The organism is Streptomyces sp. BRA346, assembly GCF_052851135.1.
The window spans coordinates 210,183-233,689 of record NZ_JAIWIH010000035.1; the positions used below are offsets into that span (position 1 = coordinate 210,183).

General features: G+C 68.8%; 21 protein-coding genes and 2 pseudogenes. 6 read left to right on the forward strand and 17 right to left on the reverse strand.

The window, feature by feature from the left end:
* Positions 1 to 2: 2 nt before the first annotated feature.
* The 7 genes from LCH29_RS33235 to LCH29_RS33265 form a co-directional block, all read right to left on the reverse strand.
* A complete protein-coding gene (locus tag LCH29_RS33235; RefSeq protein WP_446465400.1) occupies positions 3 to 875 on the reverse strand; it encodes a LysR family transcriptional regulator in 873 nt (290 codons plus the stop codon).
* 201 nt (positions 876 to 1,076) lie between these two features.
* Entirely contained in the window at positions 1,077 to 1,868 is a 792-nt protein-coding gene (locus tag LCH29_RS33240; RefSeq protein ID WP_446465401.1) for a class I SAM-dependent methyltransferase, read from the reverse strand.
* A gap of 16 nt (positions 1,869 to 1,884) precedes the next feature.
* Entirely contained in the window at positions 1,885 to 2,346 is a 462-nt protein-coding gene (locus LCH29_RS33245) for a phosphopantothenoylcysteine decarboxylase domain-containing protein (protein WP_446465402.1), read from the reverse strand.
* A 216-nt stretch (positions 2,347 to 2,562) separates the two neighbouring features.
* The gene (locus tag LCH29_RS33250; RefSeq protein ID WP_446465403.1) at positions 2,563 to 4,338 is read right to left on the reverse strand and encodes a fatty acyl-AMP ligase; all 1,776 of its coding nucleotides are present in this window, start codon (positions 4,336 to 4,338) and stop codon (positions 2,563 to 2,565) included.
* Between the two features lie 58 nt (positions 4,339 to 4,396).
* The gene (locus LCH29_RS33255) at positions 4,397 to 5,140 is read right to left on the reverse strand and encodes a thioesterase family protein (RefSeq protein ID WP_446465404.1); all 744 of its coding nucleotides are present in this window, start codon (positions 5,138 to 5,140) and stop codon (positions 4,397 to 4,399) included.
* A gap of 258 nt (positions 5,141 to 5,398) precedes the next feature.
* Positions 5,399 to 6,292 (reverse strand): alpha/beta fold hydrolase, encoded by an 894-nt coding sequence (locus LCH29_RS33260; protein WP_446465405.1) that lies wholly within the window; start codon positions 6,290 to 6,292, stop codon positions 5,399 to 5,401.
* 140 nt (positions 6,293 to 6,432) lie between these two features.
* Positions 6,433 to 7,626, reverse strand: coding sequence for a cytochrome P450 (locus LCH29_RS33265; RefSeq protein ID WP_446465406.1), 1,194 nt, complete (start codon positions 7,624 to 7,626; stop codon positions 6,433 to 6,435).
* 391 nt (positions 7,627 to 8,017) lie between these two features.
* Between LCH29_RS33265 and LCH29_RS33270 the strand changes: the two genes are divergently transcribed.
* From LCH29_RS33270 to LCH29_RS33280, 3 genes are all read left to right on the forward strand, one after another.
* Positions 8,018 to 9,454, forward strand: a complete 1,437-nt coding sequence (locus tag LCH29_RS33270) for a DHA2 family efflux MFS transporter permease subunit (RefSeq protein WP_446465407.1) — start codon at positions 8,018 to 8,020, stop codon at positions 9,452 to 9,454.
* Between the two features lie 130 nt (positions 9,455 to 9,584).
* Positions 9,585 to 10,748: a thiolase family protein gene (locus LCH29_RS33275; protein WP_446465408.1), complete on the forward strand. Its 1,164-nt coding sequence runs from the start codon at positions 9,585 to 9,587 to the stop codon at positions 10,746 to 10,748.
* Positions 10,749 to 11,080: 332 nt separating this feature from the next.
* Positions 11,081 to 11,533: a winged helix-turn-helix transcriptional regulator gene (locus LCH29_RS33280; protein WP_446465409.1), complete on the forward strand. Its 453-nt coding sequence runs from the start codon at positions 11,081 to 11,083 to the stop codon at positions 11,531 to 11,533.
* 281 nt (positions 11,534 to 11,814) lie between these two features.
* On the opposite strand, the pseudogene LCH29_RS33285 reads toward LCH29_RS33280, so the two are convergent.
* Positions 11,815 to 11,967, reverse strand: a pseudogene (locus tag LCH29_RS33285) (flavin reductase family protein); the annotation flags it as partial.
* Between the two features lie 80 nt (positions 11,968 to 12,047).
* Here LCH29_RS33285 and LCH29_RS33290 point away from each other — a divergent pair.
* On the forward strand, positions 12,048 to 13,163 hold the full coding sequence (locus tag LCH29_RS33290) for a serine hydrolase domain-containing protein (protein WP_446465410.1): 1,116 nt from the start codon (positions 12,048 to 12,050) through the stop codon (positions 13,161 to 13,163).
* 108 nt (positions 13,164 to 13,271) lie between these two features.
* Positions 13,272 to 13,397 (forward strand): hypothetical protein, encoded by a 126-nt coding sequence (locus LCH29_RS33295; RefSeq protein WP_446465411.1) that lies wholly within the window; start codon positions 13,272 to 13,274, stop codon positions 13,395 to 13,397.
* 214 nt (positions 13,398 to 13,611) lie between these two features.
* Here LCH29_RS33295 and LCH29_RS33300 read toward each other — a convergent pair.
* Both LCH29_RS33300 and LCH29_RS33305 read right to left on the reverse strand, forming a co-directional pair.
* Positions 13,612 to 13,949 (reverse strand): annotated as a pseudogene (locus tag LCH29_RS33300) (IS5/IS1182 family transposase); the annotation flags it as partial.
* A 129-nt stretch (positions 13,950 to 14,078) separates the two neighbouring features.
* Entirely contained in the window at positions 14,079 to 15,200 is a 1,122-nt protein-coding gene (locus tag LCH29_RS33305; protein ID WP_446465412.1) for a Gfo/Idh/MocA family protein, read from the reverse strand.
* 62 nt (positions 15,201 to 15,262) lie between these two features.
* On the opposite strand from LCH29_RS33305, the gene LCH29_RS33310 reads away from it, so the two are divergent.
* The gene (locus LCH29_RS33310; protein WP_446465413.1) at positions 15,263 to 15,649 is read left to right on the forward strand and encodes a winged helix-turn-helix transcriptional regulator; all 387 of its coding nucleotides are present in this window, start codon (positions 15,263 to 15,265) and stop codon (positions 15,647 to 15,649) included.
* A gap of 131 nt (positions 15,650 to 15,780) precedes the next feature.
* Here the strand turns inward: LCH29_RS33310 and LCH29_RS33315 are convergent, their stop codons facing one another.
* The 7 genes from LCH29_RS33315 to LCH29_RS33345 all read right to left on the reverse strand — a co-directional run bounded on the left by LCH29_RS33315 (position 15,781) and on the right by LCH29_RS33345 (position 23,145).
* A complete protein-coding gene (locus tag LCH29_RS33315) occupies positions 15,781 to 16,086 on the reverse strand; it encodes a hypothetical protein (RefSeq protein WP_446465414.1) in 306 nt (101 codons plus the stop codon).
* Positions 16,087 to 16,767, reverse strand: a complete 681-nt coding sequence (locus LCH29_RS33320) for a DsbA family oxidoreductase (protein WP_446465415.1) — start codon at positions 16,765 to 16,767, stop codon at positions 16,087 to 16,089. It lies immediately after the preceding gene.
* A 369-nt stretch (positions 16,768 to 17,136) separates the two neighbouring features.
* Entirely contained in the window at positions 17,137 to 17,571 is a 435-nt protein-coding gene (locus tag LCH29_RS33325) for an ester cyclase (RefSeq protein ID WP_446465416.1), read from the reverse strand.
* A 40-nt stretch (positions 17,572 to 17,611) separates the two neighbouring features.
* Positions 17,612 to 18,238: a TetR/AcrR family transcriptional regulator gene (locus LCH29_RS33330; RefSeq protein ID WP_446465417.1), complete on the reverse strand. Its 627-nt coding sequence runs from the start codon at positions 18,236 to 18,238 to the stop codon at positions 17,612 to 17,614.
* 100 nt (positions 18,239 to 18,338) lie between these two features.
* On the reverse strand, positions 18,339 to 19,952 hold the full coding sequence (locus LCH29_RS33335) for a DHA2 family efflux MFS transporter permease subunit (RefSeq protein WP_446465418.1): 1,614 nt from the start codon (positions 19,950 to 19,952) through the stop codon (positions 18,339 to 18,341).
* A gap of 128 nt (positions 19,953 to 20,080) precedes the next feature.
* Positions 20,081 to 21,445: a salicylate synthase gene (locus LCH29_RS33340; RefSeq protein ID WP_446465419.1), complete on the reverse strand. Its 1,365-nt coding sequence runs from the start codon at positions 21,443 to 21,445 to the stop codon at positions 20,081 to 20,083.
* A 68-nt stretch (positions 21,446 to 21,513) separates the two neighbouring features.
* The gene (locus tag LCH29_RS33345; RefSeq protein ID WP_446465452.1) at positions 21,514 to 23,145 is read right to left on the reverse strand and encodes a (2,3-dihydroxybenzoyl)adenylate synthase; all 1,632 of its coding nucleotides are present in this window, start codon (positions 23,143 to 23,145) and stop codon (positions 21,514 to 21,516) included.
* Between the last annotated feature and the right edge of the window lie 362 nt (positions 23,146 to 23,507).

The following is a 23,507-nucleotide window of genomic DNA, read 5'->3' on the forward strand; positions in this document are numbered from 1 at the left end:
CCTCATCTGCACAACAGGTGATCACTCACCATCGCCGCGAAGACCTGTGACACCGGGGACAGCGCCGACCACTGACGGGCCGCCCATCCCACACTCAGCGGTTCGAGGCCCTTGACCGGTATGAGCAGCAGATCGTCCCCGGGATGCGCGCGCAGCCCGGGGACCGCCGGCACCAGGGCGTGTCCCAGCCCCAGTTCGGCGAGAAGCAGGGCCGTGTCCCAATCCGTGGCGCCCGTGGGAGCGGCCCCGAGCCGCTGATCGACCTGCCTGCCGGAACTGGTACTCGATGGCGGGCGGATCAGTTGTGTGTGGTGAAAGTCATCGGTGCAAAGCTCCGATGCGCGTGCGAGTGGGTCTTCGTGATGGACCGCGAGGACCCACTCGAGATCCGTCACCGGGCGTTGTTCCACCCCCGCGACGTCAGGGGTGATCGTGACCCACGCCAGGTCCACCAGACCTTCCCGGAGCGCCCGGAGACAGCGTTCGCTGGAACGCTCCGTGTGGAACTCGAGTTGTACGTCGGGATGGCTGCGGCGGAATTCCGCGACAGCCGCTCCCATGAAATGGCGAATGGTGGTGGCTCCTGTGGCGATGGCCACTTTACCCTGCCGGCCGGTGCGCAGCTCGGCGAGCAGGCGCAGTCCATCGTTGAGCGCCGTGAGCCCGTCCGAAGTGGCCTGATAAAGGATCTCTCCGGCCGCCGTGGGCACCACGCCACGCGGCCGACGTTCCATCAGCGCAAGACCGATCTCCTTCTCCAGGCGGCGTACGTGCTGACTCACAGCCGACTGACTGCAATTCATCTCCCGCGCCACAGCGCTGAGGTTGCGCGCCCGGTACACCGCCGCGAACACCTTCAGATCATCAAGCGTCACTGCCTGAACCTACCAAAGCACCCAAGCAAATCCTTGGTGGTGTGCAGGAATCCTTGAGGATTGACTGTTGCGTTCCCAAACGACATGATCTCCTCCAGCGGCGGCAACCTGCCCGTGGAATTCCGGACCCGAGCATGCGGGGCATCCGGAGAAATACCGGTACCGCGGGCAGGTGCCGACCTCGTGGAAACGGTTCTTCCCTCACGTATCGCCGTTGCCGGGCCGCTCGGGCACGGCAGCGACGATCAGTGCGTTGCCCAGGCCCGGGAGAAGCCTCGCGGGCCAGCGCACGAAAGTCTTCCGTTCGCCCCAACGCAGCACCACATGGTTGGACCTGCGTGCCACGGGCCGGAGGCCGGCCGCCCGTAGCGATGCCTCCAGCGTGGGGAAGGTGAAGGGGCGAATGTGAAGCCGCAACACTTCGTTCATCGGATCGATGTGGTACGGCGGCCGCCCCGCCAGGAACCGCAGCCGGTCCTGCACGGTCGCCATGTTCAACGTGGTGACCACCACGATCCCGTTCGGCGTCAGCACCCTGCGGCATTGCCGCAGGAACGTCACCGGATCGAAGATCATGTGGATGATGTCACCGGCCAGCACCGCGTCACAGGAACCGGCCGCGAGCGGGAACGGCCGAGCCGCGTCGAACTGGACTCTGTGTGCCCGCGGGTCCAGCTCCCGTAGCCCGCTGGTCACGATGTCACCGGCCACGACCTCGAAGCCCCGGTCCAGCATCGCCGAGGCCGTGATGCCGCCACCGTTGCCCAGATCCAGAAGGCGCGGGACGGAGCCCGTCACCGGGGCCTGGCGGCTGAGGTGGGCTGCCAGCAGGTCGGCGCACTCCCTGATGCGCACCATGTGGCGCGCATCGGCCCGCTGGTAGCCGCTGACATAGCCGCCGCGGTCGAACTGCGCCGCGTTGGCTTCCTTGACGGGGTCCTCATGCGGGGCCCGCTCGTCCCGTCCCGCAGGGGGATGGATGTCCGTGTCCAAGACAGCTGGCTTCCGGCTACTGGGCGGTGCCGGCCGGATTTTCGGCCAGCTTCTTGACCACGAGGTCCCAGATGACATCCGAGAAATCCTCTTTGCTGCTCAGGGGTATGTCCACCCGGCCGCCGTCCTGCGACAGTACGAAGCCCTGGTTGTCAGGGGCCCCGTAGGTGAGGTTTGGGCCCACCCGGTTGGCGACCAGGAAGTCGCAGCCCTTGCGCTTGAGCTTCGCCTCCGCACCGGCGAGCAGGTCGTGCGTTTCCGCGGCGAAGCCCACGATCACCTGTCCGGGCGTGCGTTGCGCGCCCAGCTCGGCAAGGACATCGGGGTTGAGGTGGAGATTGACCGGCGGCGGCATACCAGCGGATTTCTTGATCTTCAGCTCCTGGTAGTCCGGCCGGAAGTCGGCGACCGCGGCCGCCATCACCACGGCGTCCGCAGGCTCGCCGGTTTCCCCGCTCCCCCGGGCCGCGACGGTCATGGCGTCCCGCAGTTCCGCGGTGGACGAGACGTGGATGACCGTGACGCGCGCCGTCCAGCAGGGTGAACCCATACCGCACGGCGAACACGATGGCCGCGATCATGCCAAGGGTCGGCACCCCGACCGTGATCCAGGCCAGTCGGCGGGCCGCGGCATCCGCCTTCCCGGCGATCTCCGCCCCGGGATCCGGCAGACCGGCGTTGACATCAGCCGTTGTCATGACACCACCGCCCGATCCCCCGCCGCGACGGGCGGAAACGCACTCAGAGTGCCGGCCAGGTAGGCGTCACGGGTCGCACGGCGCCGGACCTTGCCGCTGGTCGTCATCAGGACCGTGCCCGGCGGGCCGAAGTGGAGCGCCGCGAGGCGCACCCCGTGGTCGCCCGCCACCGCCGAGGTCACCCGCTCCCTGAGGTCGCTCTCCTGCGCCGTGAAGTCCCGGGGTGTCCCTCGGTACTCGGCGACCACGACCACGTCCTCCTCGTCCCGCGCCGGATTGTGCACGGAGAAGGCCGCCGTCCGGCGGACCAACGCGTCCGCCTGGAGCACCGACCGCTCGATGTCCTGCGGATGGAGGTTGCGGCCACTGACGATGATCAGGTCCTTGATCCGTCCGGTCACGAACAGCTCCCCGTCGAGCAGGAAACCGAGGTCGCCCGTGCGCAGATGGACGGGGCCGCCGGTGCGGCCCTGCGGACGGGCACGGAAGGTCCGATCGGTCAGATCCGGGCGATGGAGGTAACCGGCTGCGATGTTGGGGCCGGTCACCCAGATCTCACCCACGCGGCCGGCGGCAAGGGGCTCCGACGAATCGGGATCGACGATGATCACTTGGTGGCCGTCCGCGATCACCCCGCAGCTCACCACGGCTGTCGCGTCGGCCGGGTCCTGGGTGTCGGTCCGGCGGACGGCGCCCGCCTCCAAGGCCTTCTTGTCCAGCCACTCGGTACGGATGCCGGTGCTTCGCTCCGGCTTGCCGGACACGAACAGGGTCGCCTCGGCCAGTCCGTAGCACGGGATGAGCGACGACAGGTCGAATCCGCAGGCGGGCCCGAACCGCTCCGCGAACCTCTCCAGGGTCGCGATCGACACCGGCTCACTGCCGCAGAAGACCTGCCGCAGGGTACTGAGGTCCAGCGTCGCCAACTCGTCGTCGCTGACCATCGTGGCACACAGATCGAAGGCGAAATTCGGTCCGACGCTGATCGTCACGCGATTGTCGGTGATCGCCTTCAGCCACCGGTAGGGATCCTGCACGAAGTGCATCGGGGACAGCATGACCAGCGGCCAGCCGCCGTACAGCGACAGCATGATGGTGCCCATGAGGCCCATGTCGTGGTACGGGGGCAGCCAGGAACAACCCACCCGGTCCGCGTCGAAGCCCATGTGGACGTCCAAGACCCGGCAGTTGGCCACGAGATTGGCGTGGGTCAGGATGATGCCCTTCGGCTCCCCTGTCGACCCCGAGGTGTACTGGAGCAGGGCCGGATCCGCCGCCCGGAGCCGGCCCGAAGGCTTGGCGTCCCCCTGGACGAACTGCTCGTCCGGAAGGATCCATTCCAGTGACCGGGCGGATTCCGGTAATCGCTGCCGATACTCCGTGACCTGGCCCGCGAATCCGGCGTCGGTCAGCACGGCCACCGGGGCGCAGTCCTCCACGATGGCGAGGAACCGGCTGGTGGCGCGGCGCCCGAAGGGCGGAAAGGACGGGACGGCGGTGCAGCCCGCCCTGAGAATGCCGAACAGGCCCGCCACGTAGTCGAGTCCGGGAGCGAGGGCCAGGATGATCCGTCCGCCGCTGAGTCCCCGGCTCTCCAGGTCGGCGGCGACCGAGTCGGCTCGTGCGGCCAGTTCGCCGTACGTCCAGTCGACCGCGTGCTCGCTCGTCCCGTCCTTCAGGAAGCGGTAGGCGAGCCGATCGGGCTGCGTCCGCGCCCGTTCGTACAGAAGGTGCAGCAGGGAGGGTAAGGCGTGCTGATCCAGTGCTTCCACAGACAGGGCCCCCGAGTCAGTAGTGTGCCGAAGAAGAGGTGTCGTACCAGCAGGGTCATCAGGTGCGCAGGATGCGCAGTTGGTGACCGGTGCCCAGGAGCGCACCGTCACGCCCCCAGACCTCCATGTGCTCATCGATCCAGCCGCCAACGCTCGAGGCCGACGTCCTCGCGCGCACGAGGATCCACGGTGACGCCGCACCGAGGAGTCCGTCGGCGGGCCGAACGGTCAACTCGATGGTGGGCGCCAGCGCGAGAGTGGAGAGCGTCGCCGTGTACGAGGGCGCCAGGGCGTCCATGAGGAAGATCAGGCGCAGCACGTCCGGCGGGTCGTCGTCTTCCAGCAGACGCACCCAGGCGATCAGCTCCGGTTCGGTTCCTCCTCCGTACGGGCGCGCCGCACCAACCGGGCGGATCTCCATGCTGGCCGCCACGGGGACGAACTCGGGCGGGATCGTCAGCACGTCGCAGTCCTCAGGCGGCGGCGCCTGTGGCGCGGTCGGCGCCACGGCGTCCCACACGGGCTCCGTGGGAACCCCGTAGACCGCCGACGCCTCGATGTGCACGCCCTTGTCGCTCTCAGCACGAGCGGACACCACCGCCGTGCTCCGTCCGGAACGGATCAGCGACGCCTTGACGTCGAAACCTGTTCCGATCGCCCTGTCGAACCGTCCGGTGATGCTCTGCAACTGCAATCCCGGTACCTGCTCACGGGCGGCAGAGGCAAGCAATGCCAGAGCAAGCCCGCCGTGAAATCCACCGAAGCCATTGAGCCTACTGTCCGCGGTGACCCAACCACTCACCGGTTTCCTTAACAGCATTCCTGGTTCGCCCGAATCACGAGCACTTGGAATACGAGGCATACCATTGATACTACCGGCCCCATACGCATGACACAACGGCATATTTGAAGCCCGCGACAACCTGGGGAAAAATTCGGCGAACAAAGAAAATACCCCGCCCATTCACTGCGATGGGCAGCTGGTTCGCGAGATCGGTGCCGGGCATCCGCCCACCGGCGGCCGCGCCATGGCCGCTTCGGGCGGTGCCTGGCGCTCCGGTCAGCCGAAGAAATCGACGAACGCCGATATGACGGCTTCCGGCTGCTCCTCGACCAGGTAGTTCCTGGTGTCTGCCACCTCCACCACCTCTGCCTGCTCCGCTTGTTCCGGGAGCACCTTCTGCATGTACTCGAAGAACCCCCCGTACGCCAGGCCCAGAGTCGGCACGGTCAGCTTGCCGTACCGGTTGAAGTCCTCGATGTCCTGCTGGTACGCCTGGAACCACGCCTGGCTGGCGCGGATCGCCTCGGGAGCGGAGTAGGCGGCGGCGTATACGTCGCGATCGAAGGATGTGATGGCGTCCGCGTTCCGGAGGCTGAGGCCGAACATGTAGTCCACCATGTGCCGATACCGGCCCGCCAGCAGCTTCTCCGGGAATTCCGGCACCAGATTGAAGGCGAGCCACCAGCGATGCGGAGGTGTATCTTCCGGGCGCGGCATGATCCGGAAACCGTAGTAGCTCTCATCAATGTGTGTGGTGTTCAGCAGCGCCAGCCGCCCAGTGGCCGAGGGATGATTCGCCGCGTGACTGAATGCCACCATGGAACCGATCCCGTGGCCCGCTATGTTGACCCGTTCATACCCCAGTTGACGACCCAGTCCCCGGATATCAGCCGCCATCGACTTCTTGTCGTAACCCGATGCCGGCTTTCCTGAACCCCCCATTCCGCGAATGTCGACGGCTATCACGCGGTAGCGCTCCGCCAAAGCGGGCATCACCTTTCGGTACTCCCACCATGTCTCAGGCCATCCGGGAAGGAGGATCAGCGGCTCACCCTCACCGCCGCTCACGTAGTGCAACCGGACCCCATTGACCTCAGCATGGGCGCTCGTGAAGTCCCCGTCGAGGGACGCCGCCAGTTCGGCGTCAGTGGCCACCGCGTTCGTCGACACGTAACGTCCTTTCATCTGTGCTTCGCTGTCGCTGGATGGAACGGTGGCGCGGCCCCATGCGAGAGGGCCGCGCCGCGCCGGAGAGTGCGCGAGGCGCCACCAGGCCCGCGGGCACGGGCGACCTCGTGGGGGAACGCCGGTCAGACCGTCGTGACGAGGAGCCGGTCGTGGCCACGCTGCACGATCTGGTCCCGGAACGTCGGTCGGCCGGCCAGAGACATGCCGGGAAGTTCCGTCAGCAACCTCGACACGACGGTCTCGGCCGACATCCGGGCGAGTGCGGCGCCCAGGCAGTAGTGCGCCCCGCCGCTGAAGGTCAAGGGCTGGTTGTCGGGCCGCCGCGGGTCGAACACGCCAGGGGCATCGAACCGGCGGGGATCCCGGTTGCCGGCCGCGATCAACAGGGTCAGGGCAGTCCCTTCTGCAACCTGGACACCGAAGTAGTCCAGGTCCCGGGCGGCAACCCGGTTGAGCGCCTGCACCGCCGGGTCGAAACGCAAGGCCTCGTCCACAAAGCCTGCTGCCGCCTCCGGGTCCTTACGCAGCCGCTCGGCCTCCTCTGCGCGCTCCAGGGCAAGGCGCACCATATTGCTGAGCAGGTCCTGGGGCGCTTCGGCCGCCGCCACGAGCAGAAGCATCAGGTTACCCACGAGCTCCTGCTCCGTCAGCTCCTCGCCCGCATCACGGATTCGAACGAACTCGCTGGTCAGGTCCGTTCCGGGGGCAACACGGCGGCGGGCGACCAAGGCGTGGAAGTACTCTGCCAACCGGTCCATGGCGGCGTCGCCCGGTAGCAGCTGGCGCATGTCACCGATGGGCTCGAGCGCGAGGGTGATGTCACCGACCAGCTCGCGCAGGCCCGGCTGGTCCTCATCGGGTATGCCCAGCAGTTCCCCGATCACTCCGGTGGCCAGGCGGAACGAGAACTCGGGCACGAGGTCCACGGTTCGGCCGTCGGCGCCAAGATCCTGGACGTGCCGCACCACGTCGTGCGCCCTGCGTTCCACCATGGGCCGGAAGGCAGCCACACTGCGGGCCGAAAAGGCGCTGGAGAAGAAACGCCGGTACCTCTCGTGGTTCGGGTCGTTGGAGAACAGCATGTTCCTGGTCAGCCATAACCACGACGAGTGCTCGCGCCATCCCGGCAGCTTCGCGTCCTGCACGACGGCGTCCGTGGAAAGCAGGTCAGGGGTGCGCAGGGCCCGCGCGCACTCCTCGTATCCGGTGACGAATACATGGGTACCGCCCACCGCCACCACCGGCCCGTGGGCGCGCATCTCCTCATAGAGCGGATACGGATTTTGCTTGCCCTCGTAGGAGAGGAGACGACCCATCACGTCGAGGGGATCCGCCAGAGCACTGCCAGGACTCACGCTCACTCCGGTTGCTAGGTGGTACCGGTTCATCCATGCGAGGTGGTACAAGCGGCGCCTACGCTCCGCAACGCCTTCAGGGCGGTGCCCGAACGGCAGAAAGTGCTTCCGCACCGAGTTGGTGGTGGAACGACTCAACCCGATCAGTGAATACCGAACAGTAGCAACCGCCCACGGAAATGGGCAACCGGTTACCCCGACCAACAATCAGTTGTTGCGACACACACCCCCGACCCCCGTTGCACCAGCAAACTCCCCTCGCTCACTCATGGTTGCAGCACCAACCGCCCACTGCTACTTTCGCTGCCCGAGGTGAGTTGGAAAATCAAACCCAATCAAGGAGGGAAGCGGTATGGGTGCCTCTGGGGAACAAACACAGGAAACCCCCGACCGTCAGGCATCGCAGGCACCATTCGGCCTGCTCTTCGCCGTCATCGCCGCTGGTGTGGCCATGGCCAATCTGGACGTCTTCATCGTCAACGTGGCCCTGCCGGACATGGGCCGCGACTACTCCGGTGCCTCACTGACCTCGCTGTCCTGGGTACTCAACGCATACGCCGTGGTCTTCGCCGCCTTATTGGTCCCCGGAGGAAACCTGGCCGACCGCACCAGCCCGCGACGTGTCTACCTCGGCGGCATCGCGACGTTCACCGCGGCGTCCGCGCTGTGCGCCATCTCGCCCGGAGTGTGGGTCCTGGTCGCTGCCCGGGTGCTACAGGCAGTCGGCGCCGCGCTTCTCATCCCCTCGTCCCTCGGCCTGCTGCTGGCGACCGCGCCGCCTGAGCGCCGGGCTGCTTCGGTCCGCGCCTGGACGGCCATCAGTGGCGTGGCCAGCGCGCTGGGCCCGGTCCTCGGCGGCCTGCTCACCGAGTTGGACTGGCGCTGCGTGTTCCTGGTGAACGTACCGGTCGGGATCGCGACACTACTGATCGGCCGACGCATCCTGCCGCAGTCCCCGCCGCGGCAGGTCCCCCGGCCGGACCTGCTCGGTGCCAGTGTGCTCACCATCGCCATCGCAGCCGTGGCCCTCGGACTGGTGAAGGGCGACGAGTGGGGCTGGGGCTCGGCCGCGTTCCTCTGCTCGCTGGGCGTCGCGGCCGTACTGCTGCTGTGGTTCATCAGGCGCTCGGCGACGCACCAGTCGCCGGTCCTTCCGCTTCCGCTCTTCCGGCTGCGCGCTTTCAGCCCGGCGTCCTTCGCCAATGTTGTCTTCGCGGTGGCCTTCGCCGCCATGCTCCTGTCGGCCGTGCTCTGGTGCCAGAACGTCTGGCACTGGTCGGCGCTCCGGACCGGGCTGGCGCTCTTTCCCGGCACGCTACTCCCCCCTGTCCTGGCCATCAGTATCGGCCCAGTGATCCGCAAGGTGGGTGCGGGCCCGGTCTCCGCGGTCGGCTGCCTGGTGTTCGCCGTCGGCATCTGGTGGTGGTACGCGCAGATGACGCCCTCAGCCGACTACGCGTCGGCCATGCTGCCGGGCATGCTGCTCACGGGGGTCGGTGTCGGGCTCGCGCTCCCGACCATCGTCACCGCCGCCATCACTGCGCTACCGCCCCATGGGTTCTCGACCGGCTCGGGAGTTGTGACCATGGCCCGTCAGATTGGCACAGTGCTCGGCATCGCACTCCTCGTGGCTGTCATGGGCACGTCCGCGAACGGCGCGCCCGGGAACGTGGATGCCTTCAAGGACGGCTGGCTCATGACCCTCGTCGTCGCGGTTGCCGCCGGGGGCGTCGGCCTCCTGACCGGCGCGGCCGGACGAGCACCGAAGGCCGCCCCTCAGACGCCCTGACACACATCGCGAAGCCGAGGGCCGTTCCGCCGGCGCGCGGGGTACCGGTCCCATAGCCCCCGCGATGGCAGCGGCCCCGTTCCACCAGCCTTACCGAGTTACCTCCCATCTCGATCGCATAGGAGTCGTTGTGCGTGACGCAGTCATCATCGAAGCGGTTCGTACGCCTACCGGCAAGGGCAAACCTGGCGGGGCCCTGAGCGGGGAGCACCCGGTGAACCTGCTCGCCCGGACGCTGCAAACCCTGGTGGATCGTGCCGGGATTGATCCGGGGCTGATCGACGATGTCATCGGCGGATGCGTGACCCAGGTAGGTGACCAATCGCTCAACACCACGCGCAACGCCGTGCTGGCCGCCGGATTCCCCGAAAGTGTGCCTGCGATGACCGTGGACCGGCAGTGCGGCTCCTCCCAGCAGGCCGCCCACATCGCGGCTCAGGGAGTGATGAGCGGAGCGTACGACATCGCCATCGCCTGCGGTGTGGAGTCGATGTCCCGCGTAATGATGGGCTCGAGCGTGCTGCCCGGCACCGATCCGTGGGGGCCGGCGGTAGCTGCGCGCTATCCCGACGGGCTGGTCGGCCAGGGCATCAGCGCAGAGCTGATCGCGGCCCGCTGGAAGATCACCCGCAGCGAGCAGGATGCCTTCGCCTTGTTGTCCCACGAGCGTGCCACGAATGCCTGGGACAGTGGTCACTTCGGCCGGGAAGTGGCGTGGAGCGGACAGCGTGACGAGACCGTGCGCCCCAGCACTACCACTGAGGCACTGGCTGGGCTGAAGCCCGCCTACTACGATCCGCGGATGGAGGAGCGATTCCCGGAGATCGGCTGGACGGTCTCCGCGGGCAACTCCTCGCCCCTCACCGACGGCGCCGCCGCTGTTCTGATCGTGGAAGCGGATGTCGCCCGGCGTCTCGGGCTACAGCCCCGCGCTCGGTTCCATTCCTTCGCTGTGGCCGGAGGCGACCCCCTCTTCATGCTCACGGCCATCATGCCAGCCACGGAGAAGGTGCTGGCCAAGGCAGGACTCGCGGCAACGGACATTGACCTGTTCGAAGTCAACGAGGCGTTCGCCTCAGTGGTGCTGGCCTGGCAGCGGGAGACCGGTGTGGACATCGACAGGCTCAACGTGCGCGGTGGTGGCATCTCCGTCGGTCATCCGCTGGGTGGCAGCGGTGCGCGCATCCTGACCACGCTCCTGCACAACCTGGAGGACCATGACGCCCGGTACGGACTGCAGACCATGTGCGAGGCCGGCGGCATGGCCAACGCGCTGATCGTCGAACGCATCTGAGATCCGGCGCTCTGCTGGACACCGGGGCACGGTGAGCAACGTCCCAAACCCGCCCTGGCGAGGCCCTTGCCGACCAGAGCCGCCTGACCGGTACCCGGATATGGTGATCGCGTTCGAGTAACGCGATCACCACGTTCCGCTCGCCCAGAAGATCCGCCCGGCGGAAGTGGCCGTATCCGGCATACTCGACCGGCCCGAACCGCTTGGCGGTCTCACAGGAGGCGGCACACGGCAGCGGCGTGGCGAAAAGTCACGCCAAGGCCGATAAATGCCCCCTCCGCCATGGTTGCGGCCGGCCCCAAGACGTCGGCTGTTCATCTAGAATGGTGGGCATGCCCAAGTCGAGGGCTCCCCGCGAGTGCTCCATCGCCGATGCGCTCGAGATGGTGGGAGAACGCTGGTCACTGCTTGTGGTGCGCGAGTTGATGCACGGAGTGCACCGCTTCGACCAAATCATCCGCAACACAGGCATGTCACGAGACATCCTGGCCACCCGACTGCGCAAGCTGGAGACAGTGGGCGTCATCAAGGGGGAACGGTACAGCGAGCGCCCGCAGCGCTGCGAATACCACCTGACGCCGGCGGGATCAGAACTCGGTGACGTCCTTCTCACGCTCATGCGATGGGGTGACAGGCACCTCAACGCGGACCATCCGCCAGTGGTGCTGCACCACAGCTGCGGTGAGGTTCTCGAACCGGTCGTCGTCTGCCGACACTGCCAGGAGCCGGCCCGCGACCACCTTCACTCCGCGACGGGACGCGGCGTGCTGCCCCGTGAGGACTGAAGCGCGGGACCGTGGAGTGTCTCCTCCGCGCCGCCCACATCAGTTTTCGGGTTCCACATCGTCGTTCCAGGGCCATGGCGAGGCCTTGGCCGACGCCCATACGGAAGACGCCAGCCCGAGTCCGCTGCCGCTGGCTACGCACCCGCGCCCGGTCATCCGGCGACGGCCGGATTCCCCCCGGGCGCTCGTCGCCGTGCGCAGCCGCCCCACCCCGCCCCGAGGACGGTTGCCCGTCGGTCTGGCCTGGGCCAACGTCCAGCTCACCGATACCGCTTTCCGCAGAACTTCGCAGGGGCGAGGTTCGCCGTCCCGGTGTCCGGGTTGATGGTGGACACCCAGGCGATGGGCCGAGGCACGACGACCGAGGTCAGCAGCTTGTAGAAGGGGTTCGTCGATACGCATACGCCCCAGTATCCGCAACCCCGCCGACGCACCCCAACGAGCCAGATACCCCTCCGGGGTAACTTGGTGGCAGAAGTGCACCCCTGACGGAGCGGGCGTAGAGGCAGGTGCGATGAACGTTGAGGGTTTCGCCGAGGACGGGTATGACGGGGTGCGTCAAGCCTTCCAGCGGTTGGTGGACAACGGCCTGGAAACAGGTGCGGGCGTATCAGTGTGGCGGGAGGGTCGCGAGGTCGTCCGGCTGAACGCGGGGTGGGCTGATGCCGGACGGAGCCGTCCCTGGCGTGGCGACACGCTGGTCCAGCCTTACTCGCTGTCGAAGTCGTTCGTCACGCTCGCCGCCCTGGTAGCGGTTCGCGACGGTGCGCTGACGCTGGACGAGCCGATCGCCGGGTACTGGAACGCGTACGGGAGCCGGGGCAAGGAGCGGACCACCCTCCGCCACGTGCTCACACACCGGGCGGGTCAGCCGCGATTCGGACCCGAAGCCGCAGATCTTGACCTCCTGGACGACAGCGGCCTGCGGGCAAGCCTGGCACAGGCGGCGCCGGAGTACGCTCCCGGGACATCACTCGGGGAACACGCGCTGACCTATGGCCACTTGGTCGACGGCATCCTGCGCGCGGGCGCCGGGGCAACGCTGGGAGAGATATTCAACGATGTGGTGCGGCCCGCGCTGCACCTCGACGCCTGGTTCGGCGTTCCAGATCACGCACTGGACCGCGTCGCCGACCTGGAATACGCGGACCCGAACTGGCCACGGCTGCTCCACGCGGCACCATGGCTTCAGATCCCCGCCGGAGCCCTGGACACGAAGCGGACCAACTCCCGGGCGTGGCGGCAGTCGGTCTTCGGAGCGGTCAACCTGCACACGACCGCGACGGCAATGGCCGCGTTCTTCTCCCATCTCATCAGCGAGGACGGACCGGTACGAGAACTGCTGGGGCCACAGCTGCACACCGAGCTCCTCGCCTCCCAAGTCACCGACTATGACGAGGTCTTCGGCACCGAGATCACCTGGACGCTGGGCTTCGTACGCGACAAGGGCAAGATCGCCAAAGGCGGGATCGGCGGCTCCGCGGCCTGGTGGTCACTCCGGCATCACCACGCCTGCGCCTACCTGACACGCCGGCTGGACGATCACTCCCGGGCCGCCGAAATCGCCGCAGCCCTGGGCGACGACCTGACCGTGGTGGGCGAGGATTCTGTACCTGAGCCGCGCTCGTAGGTCCGCTGCGCGGGGACGGACGGAAGCTGCCACACCTCGGAGAGCAGGACCGTCTACCAGGTCGACGGCGTCGGCAGCGCCCACTGCCAGGGCATCGTCACCAAAGCCGTGGAAGCTCTCGGCGACGTCAAGGCTGTCGAGGTCGAGATCGGCACTGGCCTGGTGACCGTCACGACCTCCCTCCGCCAAGCCCGACGGGGCGCTCGACAAGCTGATCGCCAAGACCGTCGATGAGGCCGGCTACGACTTCGCCGGCCGCCTGGACGGCTGACCTGCCGGACCGCGGACTCCCAGGCCAGGACCAAGGTCGCCGAGGCATCCAAGGCGATCGCCCGACTCGTACGGGTCTGAACACCGAACCTCCGGGCCCGGGCGGATCACCGCCCGGGCCCAGGCCCTTGCCCAGCCGAGTGACCCACGCCCCACTACTAGAGCGTCCGCCAGTAGGTCACCGGATGCGGGGGCTTCGGGGGCGGTTGGGCCAGCGGTAGAGGGTCCATGCGCGGCGGATGAGGCTACGGACGGTGATGAGCGCGGCGGCGAGTGCGACGGAGAACTCGGCACAGGCGCGGCGGCGTTCGGTGCATCGGCGTAGCTTGCCGAAGTTGTTCATCCACGAGTTCGTGCGCTCTACGACCCACCGTCCGTCGGCTTGGATCGGGTCTGTTCGCCCCGTTTGGCGATCTTCGCGGTGATGCCGCGTGCGTCGAGGTCGGCGTGGACCGGCCGATAGTCATAGCCCGCATCCAGGCTCAGCGCCGGCTGCTCGGGCAGTGGGCCGAGCACCTTGGCGAAGTCGTCGTAGCGGTTCACGGCGCCTCCCCGGTCGCAGAGCGTGAACAACTCCACGATCACGGCGCCATGCCCGTCCGCGTGCGGAAACCGGCAAAGTCAACGCCTACCCGCAGACGCTCTTTAGAGGGTGATCCGCGTCCCCGAATCCCCCGACCGCTCGATCGCGTCAAGCAGCCGCTGCCGCCGCGCCGCGTGCGCGAAGTCCGGGGAGAGCGCCGTGTCCTGGGCCAGGTCGGCGTGGATCTGCGCGTACTGCGCGCCCACGTTGTAGGCGGTGTGCCTCCGCAGACCGGCAAGTTCCGGTACGTCCAAGTAGCGGGCGGGCAGCGGGATTTCGGCGAGGGCGGCGGCTGTGCCCCGGGCGCCGTGGACGGTGAGCGCGGCCTGCTGAAGGTGGCCGTGGTCGGCCGTGACCACGAGGTCGCCCTCGGTGCCGTTGATCTCCCAGTGGAAGTTCGTGCCCCGGGAGAGCCCGGCGCGGAAGTGCAGCGAGGCGACCGCGCCCGATGCGAGGCGGCCGCTCACCGCGACCTGGTCGTGGACGGTCATCGCCGCCGCGTGGCCCGTGCCCTCCTCGTGCACCACGGGCCGCCGGGTCGCGAGTGTCGAGGAGACCTCGGTGAACTCGCCAAGCACCTGGGCTACGGCGTCGACGGTGTGCCCGAAGGGGATCGTCAGCATGGTGCCGCCGTTCTCGCGGTCCAGGAGGTACGCTCCGCCCGGCTCGAAGGTGGCGCCCCACCGGCGCCCCGACGCCACCAGGCTGGTGGACAGGACCTCGCCCACATACCCGTCGGCGACCAGGTCCCGCACCTGCCGCACCGCGGGCGCCGAGCGGGCCTGAAGCCCGACGAACGTCCGCACTCCGGCCTTCGCCGCGGCGGCCGCGAGCTCCTCTGCCTCGGCGAGCCCGTTGCCCAGCGGCCACTCGGAGAGCACCGCCTTGCCCGCGCCGAGCGCCGCGAGGATCACCTCGCGGTGGAGCGGCACCCGGACGCTGACGACCACCAGGTCCACCTCGTCGCTCGCCACAAGCTCCGCGGTGCTGCCGAAGGCGAGCGGCACCCTGTACTTCTCGCCCGCCGCCCGGGCGGACTCGGCGCTCGAAGCCGAAAGGGCGCGCAGCTCGTACCCCTTGAGGCGGGAGAGAGCGGGCAGGTGCGACTGGGGAGCCCAGCCGCCGCGGGCGGAGAGGCCGACAAGGCCAACGCGGACAGGGGCGGAAGCGGCCATCGAGTGCATGCCGCGAACGTACGGGCGACCCCACGATCACCTGCAAGGGCGCCAAGTATATTTTGGAAACCGTGACAGCTCAGAGGCAGTTTTCCGGCATGGCCGAGCGCGCGTACCGGCACGACATCTACGGATTGCTCTGCCCGGGCCGCGCCGTCTTCGAACTGCTCGCCAACAAATGGACGGGCCTGGCCATCACCGCCCTGGAAGGCGGCCCCCGCCGCTTCGGCGAGCTGCGCCGCAAGCTGGAGGGCGTCAGTCCCAAGGTGCTCACCCAGACCCTGCGGCGCCTGGAGGACAACGGCCTGGTCGTGCGCACCGTCTACCCGGAGGTCCCGCCGCGTGTTGAGTACGAGCTGACCAATCTCGGCCGCGGCGCCCTGGAGCCGCTGGCCCACCTGCGTACCTGGATCCGTGCCAACACCGGCCGGTTCGCCCCCGAAGAGCTGGGGGAATGAGCGGCCGACCTGTCATGTCGAGTTCTTCATCGCCCTCGCCGCCGCGATCATCACCGTCCGTAGCCTCATCCGCCGCGCATGGCCCCTCCACCGCTGACCCAACCGCCCCCGAAGCCCCCGCATCCGGTGACCTACTGGCGGTCGCGTCGGAGATGACCCTGTCCGATGAGGACACGGGCCGATGCCGGATCGAAGGCTTCGGGGCCGTACGCCTCGCGCAGGTCCTCGGCGGACCTGTACAGCCGACGCCGGAGCGCTTCCCAGCCCGTCCCGCCGGGTTCCGCATCCGGGACCACCCCCGCGCAGTCTTCGCATACGGCCGTGAACAGCCGGGTGAGCCAGTTGTTCCAGGTGGTCTCCAACACCTGCCGCGTGCGCCCGAGCCGGTCGCGACGGAACTCGGTGCGGCGGAGCGCGGTAGCAGGGACACCAGCCACTCATGCGCTCTTGGTGAATGTGCCCTTCCACGCAACGTCGAGTGCCTCGAGGAACGTCTCGACCGGCTGGGCACCGGACACGGCGTACTGACCGTCGAAGACGAAGAACGGGACTCCGCCGATGCCGAGTTGCCCGGCCTGCCGCACATCGGCGTCGACGTCGGCGTCGAACGCGCCGCTGTCCAGCGCCTCGTGGGCGGCGCTCCGGTCGAGGCCGATCTCCGCGGCCAGTCCGGCGAGGGTGTCGTGGTCGCCGACATGGAGTCCGTCGGTGAAGTAGGCGCGGAAGAGCCGCTGGACCATGTCGTGCTGACGGCCCTGGCTCTCGGCGAAGTGGATCAGCCGGTGGGCGGCGCGGGTGTTGGTCGCGATCGCGGAGTCGAGCCGGAAGTCCAGTCCGATCTGCGCGGCGCGAGCGGTGACCTGCGCGTTCATCGCCTCGGCCTGCGCCTTGGGGAAACCGCGCTCCTTCGACAGGAGTTCGTTGAGGTCGACGGCATGGTCGGCCGGCAGGTGCGGCATCAGCTGGAAGCTGTGGTAGCGGATCTCGACGTCGGAGCCGTGGGGGAACTTCTCCAGGGCCTGCGCGAGCAGCGTGTCGCCGATGTAGCAGAACGGGCACATGATGTCGCTCCACACATCGACGACGAGCCGGCCCTCGGGGCGCTCGGGCGCGCTCATCAGGAACACTCCCCGTCCACGGTGCACACGCCCACAGTGTCGTCCGACGCGAGCGTCACGAATGCGGGACGCACCCCGGTCGCTTCCGTCCCCTCGCCCCGATCAGGCGTGTCGTCCGCCTGCGCGGAGACATTCCTCAGGCTTGATGTCACGTTCGACGTACCTCTTTCCGAGGAGCGCTGCGCGGCGGTCCGCGGTGTCCGTGTCCCGGGTGGAACACGGGGTCATTTTGACCCGAGGGTCAATTTACCCTTCGGGCGATAACACACATCTTGACCCCAGGGTCAAGATACCTTGCCCCGGGATACCGGGATGCGAGCCCCCCCATGGCGAGAGCGGCCGATGGAGGGCCTGGGCGCCCACCCGGGCTCACAAGGGCGGCAGGAGTCCGAACTGTCCGAGCACCCCGGCGAGATCCCAGTACAGGGCCTCCCGCTCGATCCTGCCGTCCTCGGAGAACCGGTAGACGGTCACCCCGCGCATGGAGAAGCTCTTTCCCTTGGCCAACGTGGACAGATGTGGAGGCAGCCCGTCGAGGGCGCCCTCGAGCGTGCCCGACATGGTCCACTCGCACGTGCCGTCCCGGTCGCCCGCGACGACGGTGTGCACCTCCATGCGGGTGTCCGGGATCGCCTCCAGCCAGGAGCGCACCCCCGCGTCGAGACCGTCGCGTCCTCGCCAGAAGGAGTTGAGCGGGACGTCCTCCGACACCGCGTCGGGGGTGTAGCAGGCGAGCCAGGCTTCCGCATCGCCCGCGCTGATCGCGGCCAGGCAGGTACGGACGAGGGCTTCATGGGCGCACATGTGTTCTCCGGTGTGGGAGCAGGACGCCCGTACGGGAGCGTCAGCTGTTGGGGACCGGCCGCAGGATGGAAGACAACGTGCGGTCGAGGATGTCCGGGACACTCTTGGTCTTGAGGTGCCGTGCGTCGGCCTCGGCGGCCGCCGCGTGCAGCAGGCTGTAAAACGTGGTCACCAGCCAGGCCAGCGGCAGGTCGGTGCGGAAGACCCCTTCCTCCTGGCCGCGAACCAGGATTCGCTCCACGCGGGCGAGCACCTTCTTGTGGTGGGTACGGCGACGGGCCGGGGCGATGACGCCCTCGGAGGCCAGGAGGAGGAAGGCGTGGCGCTCCAGGATGTGCCAGCCGGACCGGACGAGCCGCGAGAACGCCTCGTCCGCGGGGCCCTCGTCCAGCCGCTGGGCCTGGAGCGCGGTATCGGCCTGCTGTACGGAATCCTCCAGCACGGCGTCCAGGAGTGCTTCACGGGACGGGAAGTGCGCGTACAGCGTGACCCGGCTGACCCCGGCCGCCTTCGCCACCGCGGTCAGGCTCATGTTCGGGTCCTGGCGGAAACAGTCGATGGCGGCGGCGATGATGGCCGCGATGCTGCGTTCCGCGTCGGCGCGGCGACGCGGTTCGTCCCGTTCCGATCCGGTGGTTCGGCGTACCTTGTTCTGCGGCGTGGACATGGTGGGAGCGTATGTCACCTCCTTCGCGCCGTACCACGCAGTCGGTGGCCCGGCGCAGCGGGTCTACGGGCGGCCCCGGAGCGGGTGCCCGCTGCGCGGGTCACGCACGGGGGCGGGGTCCCGGCTCCGTGGGAGCGGACTCGTCCGCGCCCGGCCCGTCCGCGGACCCGGTCCTGCCCTTCGGGAAGAACACCAGTGATACAACGATGCCGACGGCGGCGACGACGGCTCCGGTGAACATGGCGGGTGCCATGCCGGAGACGAAGGCGGAGCGGGCGGCCTCGGCGAGCGCCTGCCCGGCCCGTCCGGGGAGCTCGCCGGCGACGGCGAACGCGGCGCCGACTGATTCACCGGCGTGGTGCAGCGCCGGCCCGGGCAGTCCGGCCGCGGCCCCGCTGTCCGCCAGCCGGTCGCGGTACGTGCCCGCGAGCAGGCTGCCGAGTACGGCCACGCCGAGCGCGGAGCCGAGCTGCACGGCCGCACTGTTGGTGGCGGATCCGACGCCGAGGTCGTCCTCGGGGAGCGAGCCGACGATGGCGTCGCTGGTCGGGCCGATGATGAAGCCGGCGCCGAAGCCCAGGAAGAGCATGGCGGCGAGCACCCGGCCGTAGCCGTCACCGTCCCCGGTGGTGGCCAGGAGCAGCAAGGAGACGGTGGCGAAGGTGAGGCCGGCGGCGGCCAGCCACCGGGTGCCCACGTGCTGCCCGAGGAAGGACGCGAGCGGGGCCGCGACCAGGATGACCAGGGCGGTCGGTGCGATCCGCATGCCGGTCTCCCCCGCGTCGTAGCCGAGGACGAACTGGAGGTACTGGACGAGCACGAACAGCGCGCCGAGCAGCGACAGCAGGCCCAGGAAGACCAGGACGTTGCCCACGGCGAGGCGGCGGTTGGCGAAGATCCCCAGGGGGAGCATCGGCTCCTTGGCGGTGCGCTCGCGGCCGAGGAAGGCGGCCAGCAGCACTGCCGAGACGGCGAAGCCGATGAGCACCGGCGCACTGGTCCAGCCCTTGACCGGGCCCTCGATGATCGCCCACAGCAGGGTGCCGACGCCGAGGACGGAGAGTGCGGCGCCCGGCAGGTCCAGCCGCCGGGTGATGGCGGCGCGCGAGTTCGGCACGATCCTGAGGGCCACCGCCAGGGCGACGATCCCGATGGGGACGTTGATCAGGAAGACGGAGCCCCACCAGAACTCACCGAGCAGCCAGCCGCCGACCAGCGGCCCCATCGCCAGACCGACACCGATCATCGCGGACCACAGTCCGATCGCCTTCATCCGCTCCGCCGGATCGGTGAAGACCGATCCGATGATGGAGAGCGTCGCGGGCATGATGAGCGCCTCTCCGACTCCCATCACGGCGCGGGCGGCCATGAGGGACGTGGTGCTGTCCGAGAAGGCGGCGACGGCCGAGGCGCCCGAGAAGAGGACGAGGCCGATCAGGAAGACGGGCTTACGGCCGAATCGGTCCGCGACGCTGCCCGCGACGAGCATCAGACCGGCGGCCATCAGGCTGTAGATGTCCACCAGCCACTGCAACTCGCTGGTGGTGGCGCCGAGTTCACTCACGAGCGTGGGAAGCGCGACGTTCAGCACGGTGACGTCGAGGCCGACGATCAGCAGGCTCAGGCACAGCACCGCCAGGATCGGCCAGCGCAGCGGATGGCCCGCAGCGCCGGGGGCGGTGGCGACTGGGGACGGGGACGGTACGGAACCCACGGCACACTCCATAAGTTGAACACCACTGTTCGGGTTCACTGTAATGCCGCACCCGGCGTAAGTCGAACAGTAATGTAAAGATTAGGCCCGGCCGCCGGGTCGGGCGTGCCCGGCGGCCACCGGATCGGTCAGCCCGCCGCCGAAGTCGGCTCCACGGCCCCCGCCGGGACCAAGGAGCGCGAGACGCTCCGCAACTTCTCGCAGGTCTCCTCCAGCTCCCGGTCCGGCGACGAATCTCCGACGACGCCGGCGCCCGCCCGCAGCCAGGTCCGCCCCTGCTGCCGGAAGACCGTACGGAGGACCAGCGCCGCGTCCAGCGAGCCGTCACTGCCGACCGTCAGCACCGCTCCGCTGTAGAGCCCCCGCGGCCCCGGCTCCAGCCGGCGGATGGCCTGGAACGCGGCCGCCTTCGGGACCCCGGAGGCGGTGACCGCGGGGAAGAGGGCGGCAAGTGCGGGCCACGGCCCCCGGTCCATGTCCGGCAGCTCACCGCTGACCCGTGAGGCGATGTGCTGGACGCTCCCGCGCTCCTTGACGGCCATGAACTCCTCGGCGCGCACCGATCCCTCGCGGCAGACCCCCGCCATCTCCTCCCATGCCACCTGGACGGATATGGCGTGCTCGTAGATCTCTTTCGCGTCCGTGAGCAGCTCCGCGCGGCGGGCCGCGTCCTCGGCGCGGTCCCCGACGAGCGCGCGGGTGCCGGCCAGCGGCTGGGTGGACACCCGGCCGTCCTCCGAGACCTCCAGGACGGTCTCCGGGCTGAAGCCGACGGCCTCGATGCCGCCGAGGTCGAGCAGGAAGGAGCGGGCCGGCGAGTTGACCGCACGGCCGGCCAGGTACGTCGCGGGCAGGTCCAGGTCCCGCTCGACCGGGATGGCGCGCGAGACGATGACCTTCTGGAGCTCACCTGAGCGGATCGCCTCGACGGCGCGTGCGACGGAGGCCCGGTAGGAGCCTTCGGGCGACTCGCCCAGGTCGACCGGCACGGGGGTGAACTCCACGGGCCCGGCGTCCGGTTCGGTGGCTGCGAGCAGCGCGCGCACCGCGGCCTCCTCTGCCGCGGCGCTACATCGGATCTCGGCTCCGCCGGCCGACAGGCGGACCTCCGTCTCCGGGATCACCAGGCGCAGCAGCGGCTCGGTGCCGAGCTCCACCGGCTCCCCGGCGAGGGCGTACGACAGCTCGAAGGCGGCCCAGCCGTATGCCCGCCAGTCCGGATACGGCAGCAGGGACAGCATCCGGTGAACGGTTTCCAAGGGGTCTTCGTGCCAGGGTGCGCTGGTGACCTCGCCCTGATGGTCGAGTGTCACCCGGGATCTGTCGAGCACCAGAGCCGCACGGACGCCGCCGGCGTACCACCAGGCTCCGTCCCGCTCGTACACCACGTACTGCCCGTGCGGTCCGGCTTCGGCCAGCCGGACCGCGGCCCGCTCCGGGCTCCCGGAGAACGGGGCGTGGCCGGTCCGGGGCGGCAGGGTGGTCGTGGACATGTGAAGTCTCCTTCGTGACATACGAAATCGGCTCGGCCGCGATGAGGGAACCGGTGCGGGAGTGGAGGTCAGCTCTGCCGGGCGACGGAGTCGGACGCACGCCGCGCGAGGGCGCGCTTGTCGACCTTTCCGACGCCGGTGAGCGGAAGCGCGTCGAGGACGTGGACGACGTCCGGCTTCTTGTACGGGGCGAGGCCGCGCTCGTCGAGGAAGGCGTCGAGCGCTCCGTCGCCGAGGGCGGCGTGGCCCTCACGCAACACGATCCAGGCACAGGTGCGTTCGCCGAGGTACTCGTCGGGAACGGGCACCACGGCCGCGTCCAGCACCGCGGGGTGGGCGCGCAGATGGCCTTCCAACTCGTCCGAGGAGACCTTGTCGCCACCGCGGTTGACGAGGTCCTTCTTCCGCCCCTCGATGACGATGTCGCCGTCCGGGAGCTGTCGGACGAGGTCGCCCGTGCGGTAGAAGCCGTCGTCGGTGAAGGCGGTCTTGTTGTACTCGGCGGCGCGGTAGTAGCCGCGCAGGGTGTACGGGCCGCGGGTGAGCAACTCGCCGGTGGTGTACGGCATGACGTCCGTGCCGTCGGCGTCCACCACCCGTATCTCGTCGTCGGGGCTCATCGGGCGGCCCTGGGTGGTCGCGATGCGCTCCGCGTCGTCGCCACGGCGCGTCATGCAGAGCAACCCCTCCGCCATGCCGAAGACTTGCTGCAACTCGCAGCCGAGGGTGGCCTGCACCCGCCGGGCCGCGTCCGGGCTCAGCCGGGCCCCGCCCACCTGGAGCAGGGTCAGGCTGCCGAGGTCGTGGGGGCTCCAGTCGACGGCTTGCGACCACAGCGCGGCGAGCGGAGGCACCACGGCCGTCGCGGTCACCCGATGCTCCTCGATCAGTCCGAACGCGGTGTCCGGATCGGGGGATTCGGCCAGTACGACGGTCCCGCCGGCCTGGAGGGCGCCGAGCGCGCCCGGGCAGGCCAAGGCGAAGTTGTGGGCGACGGGCAGGGCCGCGAGATAGACCGTGTCGCGGTCGAAGCCGCAGAGCTCGGCGCTGGTCCGGACGTTGTAGGCGTAGTCGTCGTGGGTGCGCGGGATGAGCTTGGGCAGGCCGGTGGTGCCGCCCGAGACCAGGAGTACCGCCGCGTCCTGCGGATCGGGGGTGACGAACGCGGGGAGCCCGGGGGCCTCCCGGCCCGCCCGCTCGACATCGGCGAGCGCGGTGTGCGGGCCCGGGTCGCCGACCACCAGGACATGGCGGAGAGCGGGCACGTGCGCGCGCACGTCATCGGCGAGTTCGCGGTAGTCGAAGCCCGAACCGGCCTCGGTGTCGGGGATGACATAGGCCACGGCTTCGGCGTGTCCACACAGATGGAGGGCCTCGCTCCGCCGGTACGCGGGCAGACCCAGCACCGGTACGGCGCCGATCCGGAGCATGGCGAAGAGGAGGACGAAGAAGTCCGGGACGTTGGGGAGCTGGACGACGATCCGGTCACCGGGGCCGACACCGAGACGGACGAGGCCGGCGGCGAGGTGGCCGGCGCGACGGTCCAGTTCGGCGTAGGTGAGCCGCTGTCCGTCGGCGACGAGGGCGCTGGCCTCCCCGAACGTCCGCGCGTGCCCGGTGAGGAAGGAATCGAGCGGACGGCCCTGCCAGTACCCGGCCTTCCGATACCGCTCCGCCAGCGCTCCTGGCCATCGAACCATGTCCACGAAGAATCTCACTCCTCACGCCGAGGGAAATCATCGGCAGTACTCACGGGGCATTTTCAACGCTAACACCGCCGTAAAGACTCCCCCGCTCGAAAAGTCAGAGGCAATCTGAATTTGGTCAGCGTTTGGCAAAATCCGGCGCGCTCACGACGCATTGTTGCCCTGGTTAAATGGGATACATCCGTTCATATCTGGCATGACAGGGGCGGGTATTCACCCTTCGGCCACCCCTCTTCTCCCCGCCGCTTTCATGCCGTAGGTTGACAAAGGTTCGCCCTCGGCGAGAGCGCAGAACGGTCGCCTCGATTACCGTCGACGAATTCACCCAATGGCTCTGCAATTTCATTCCACCCGCA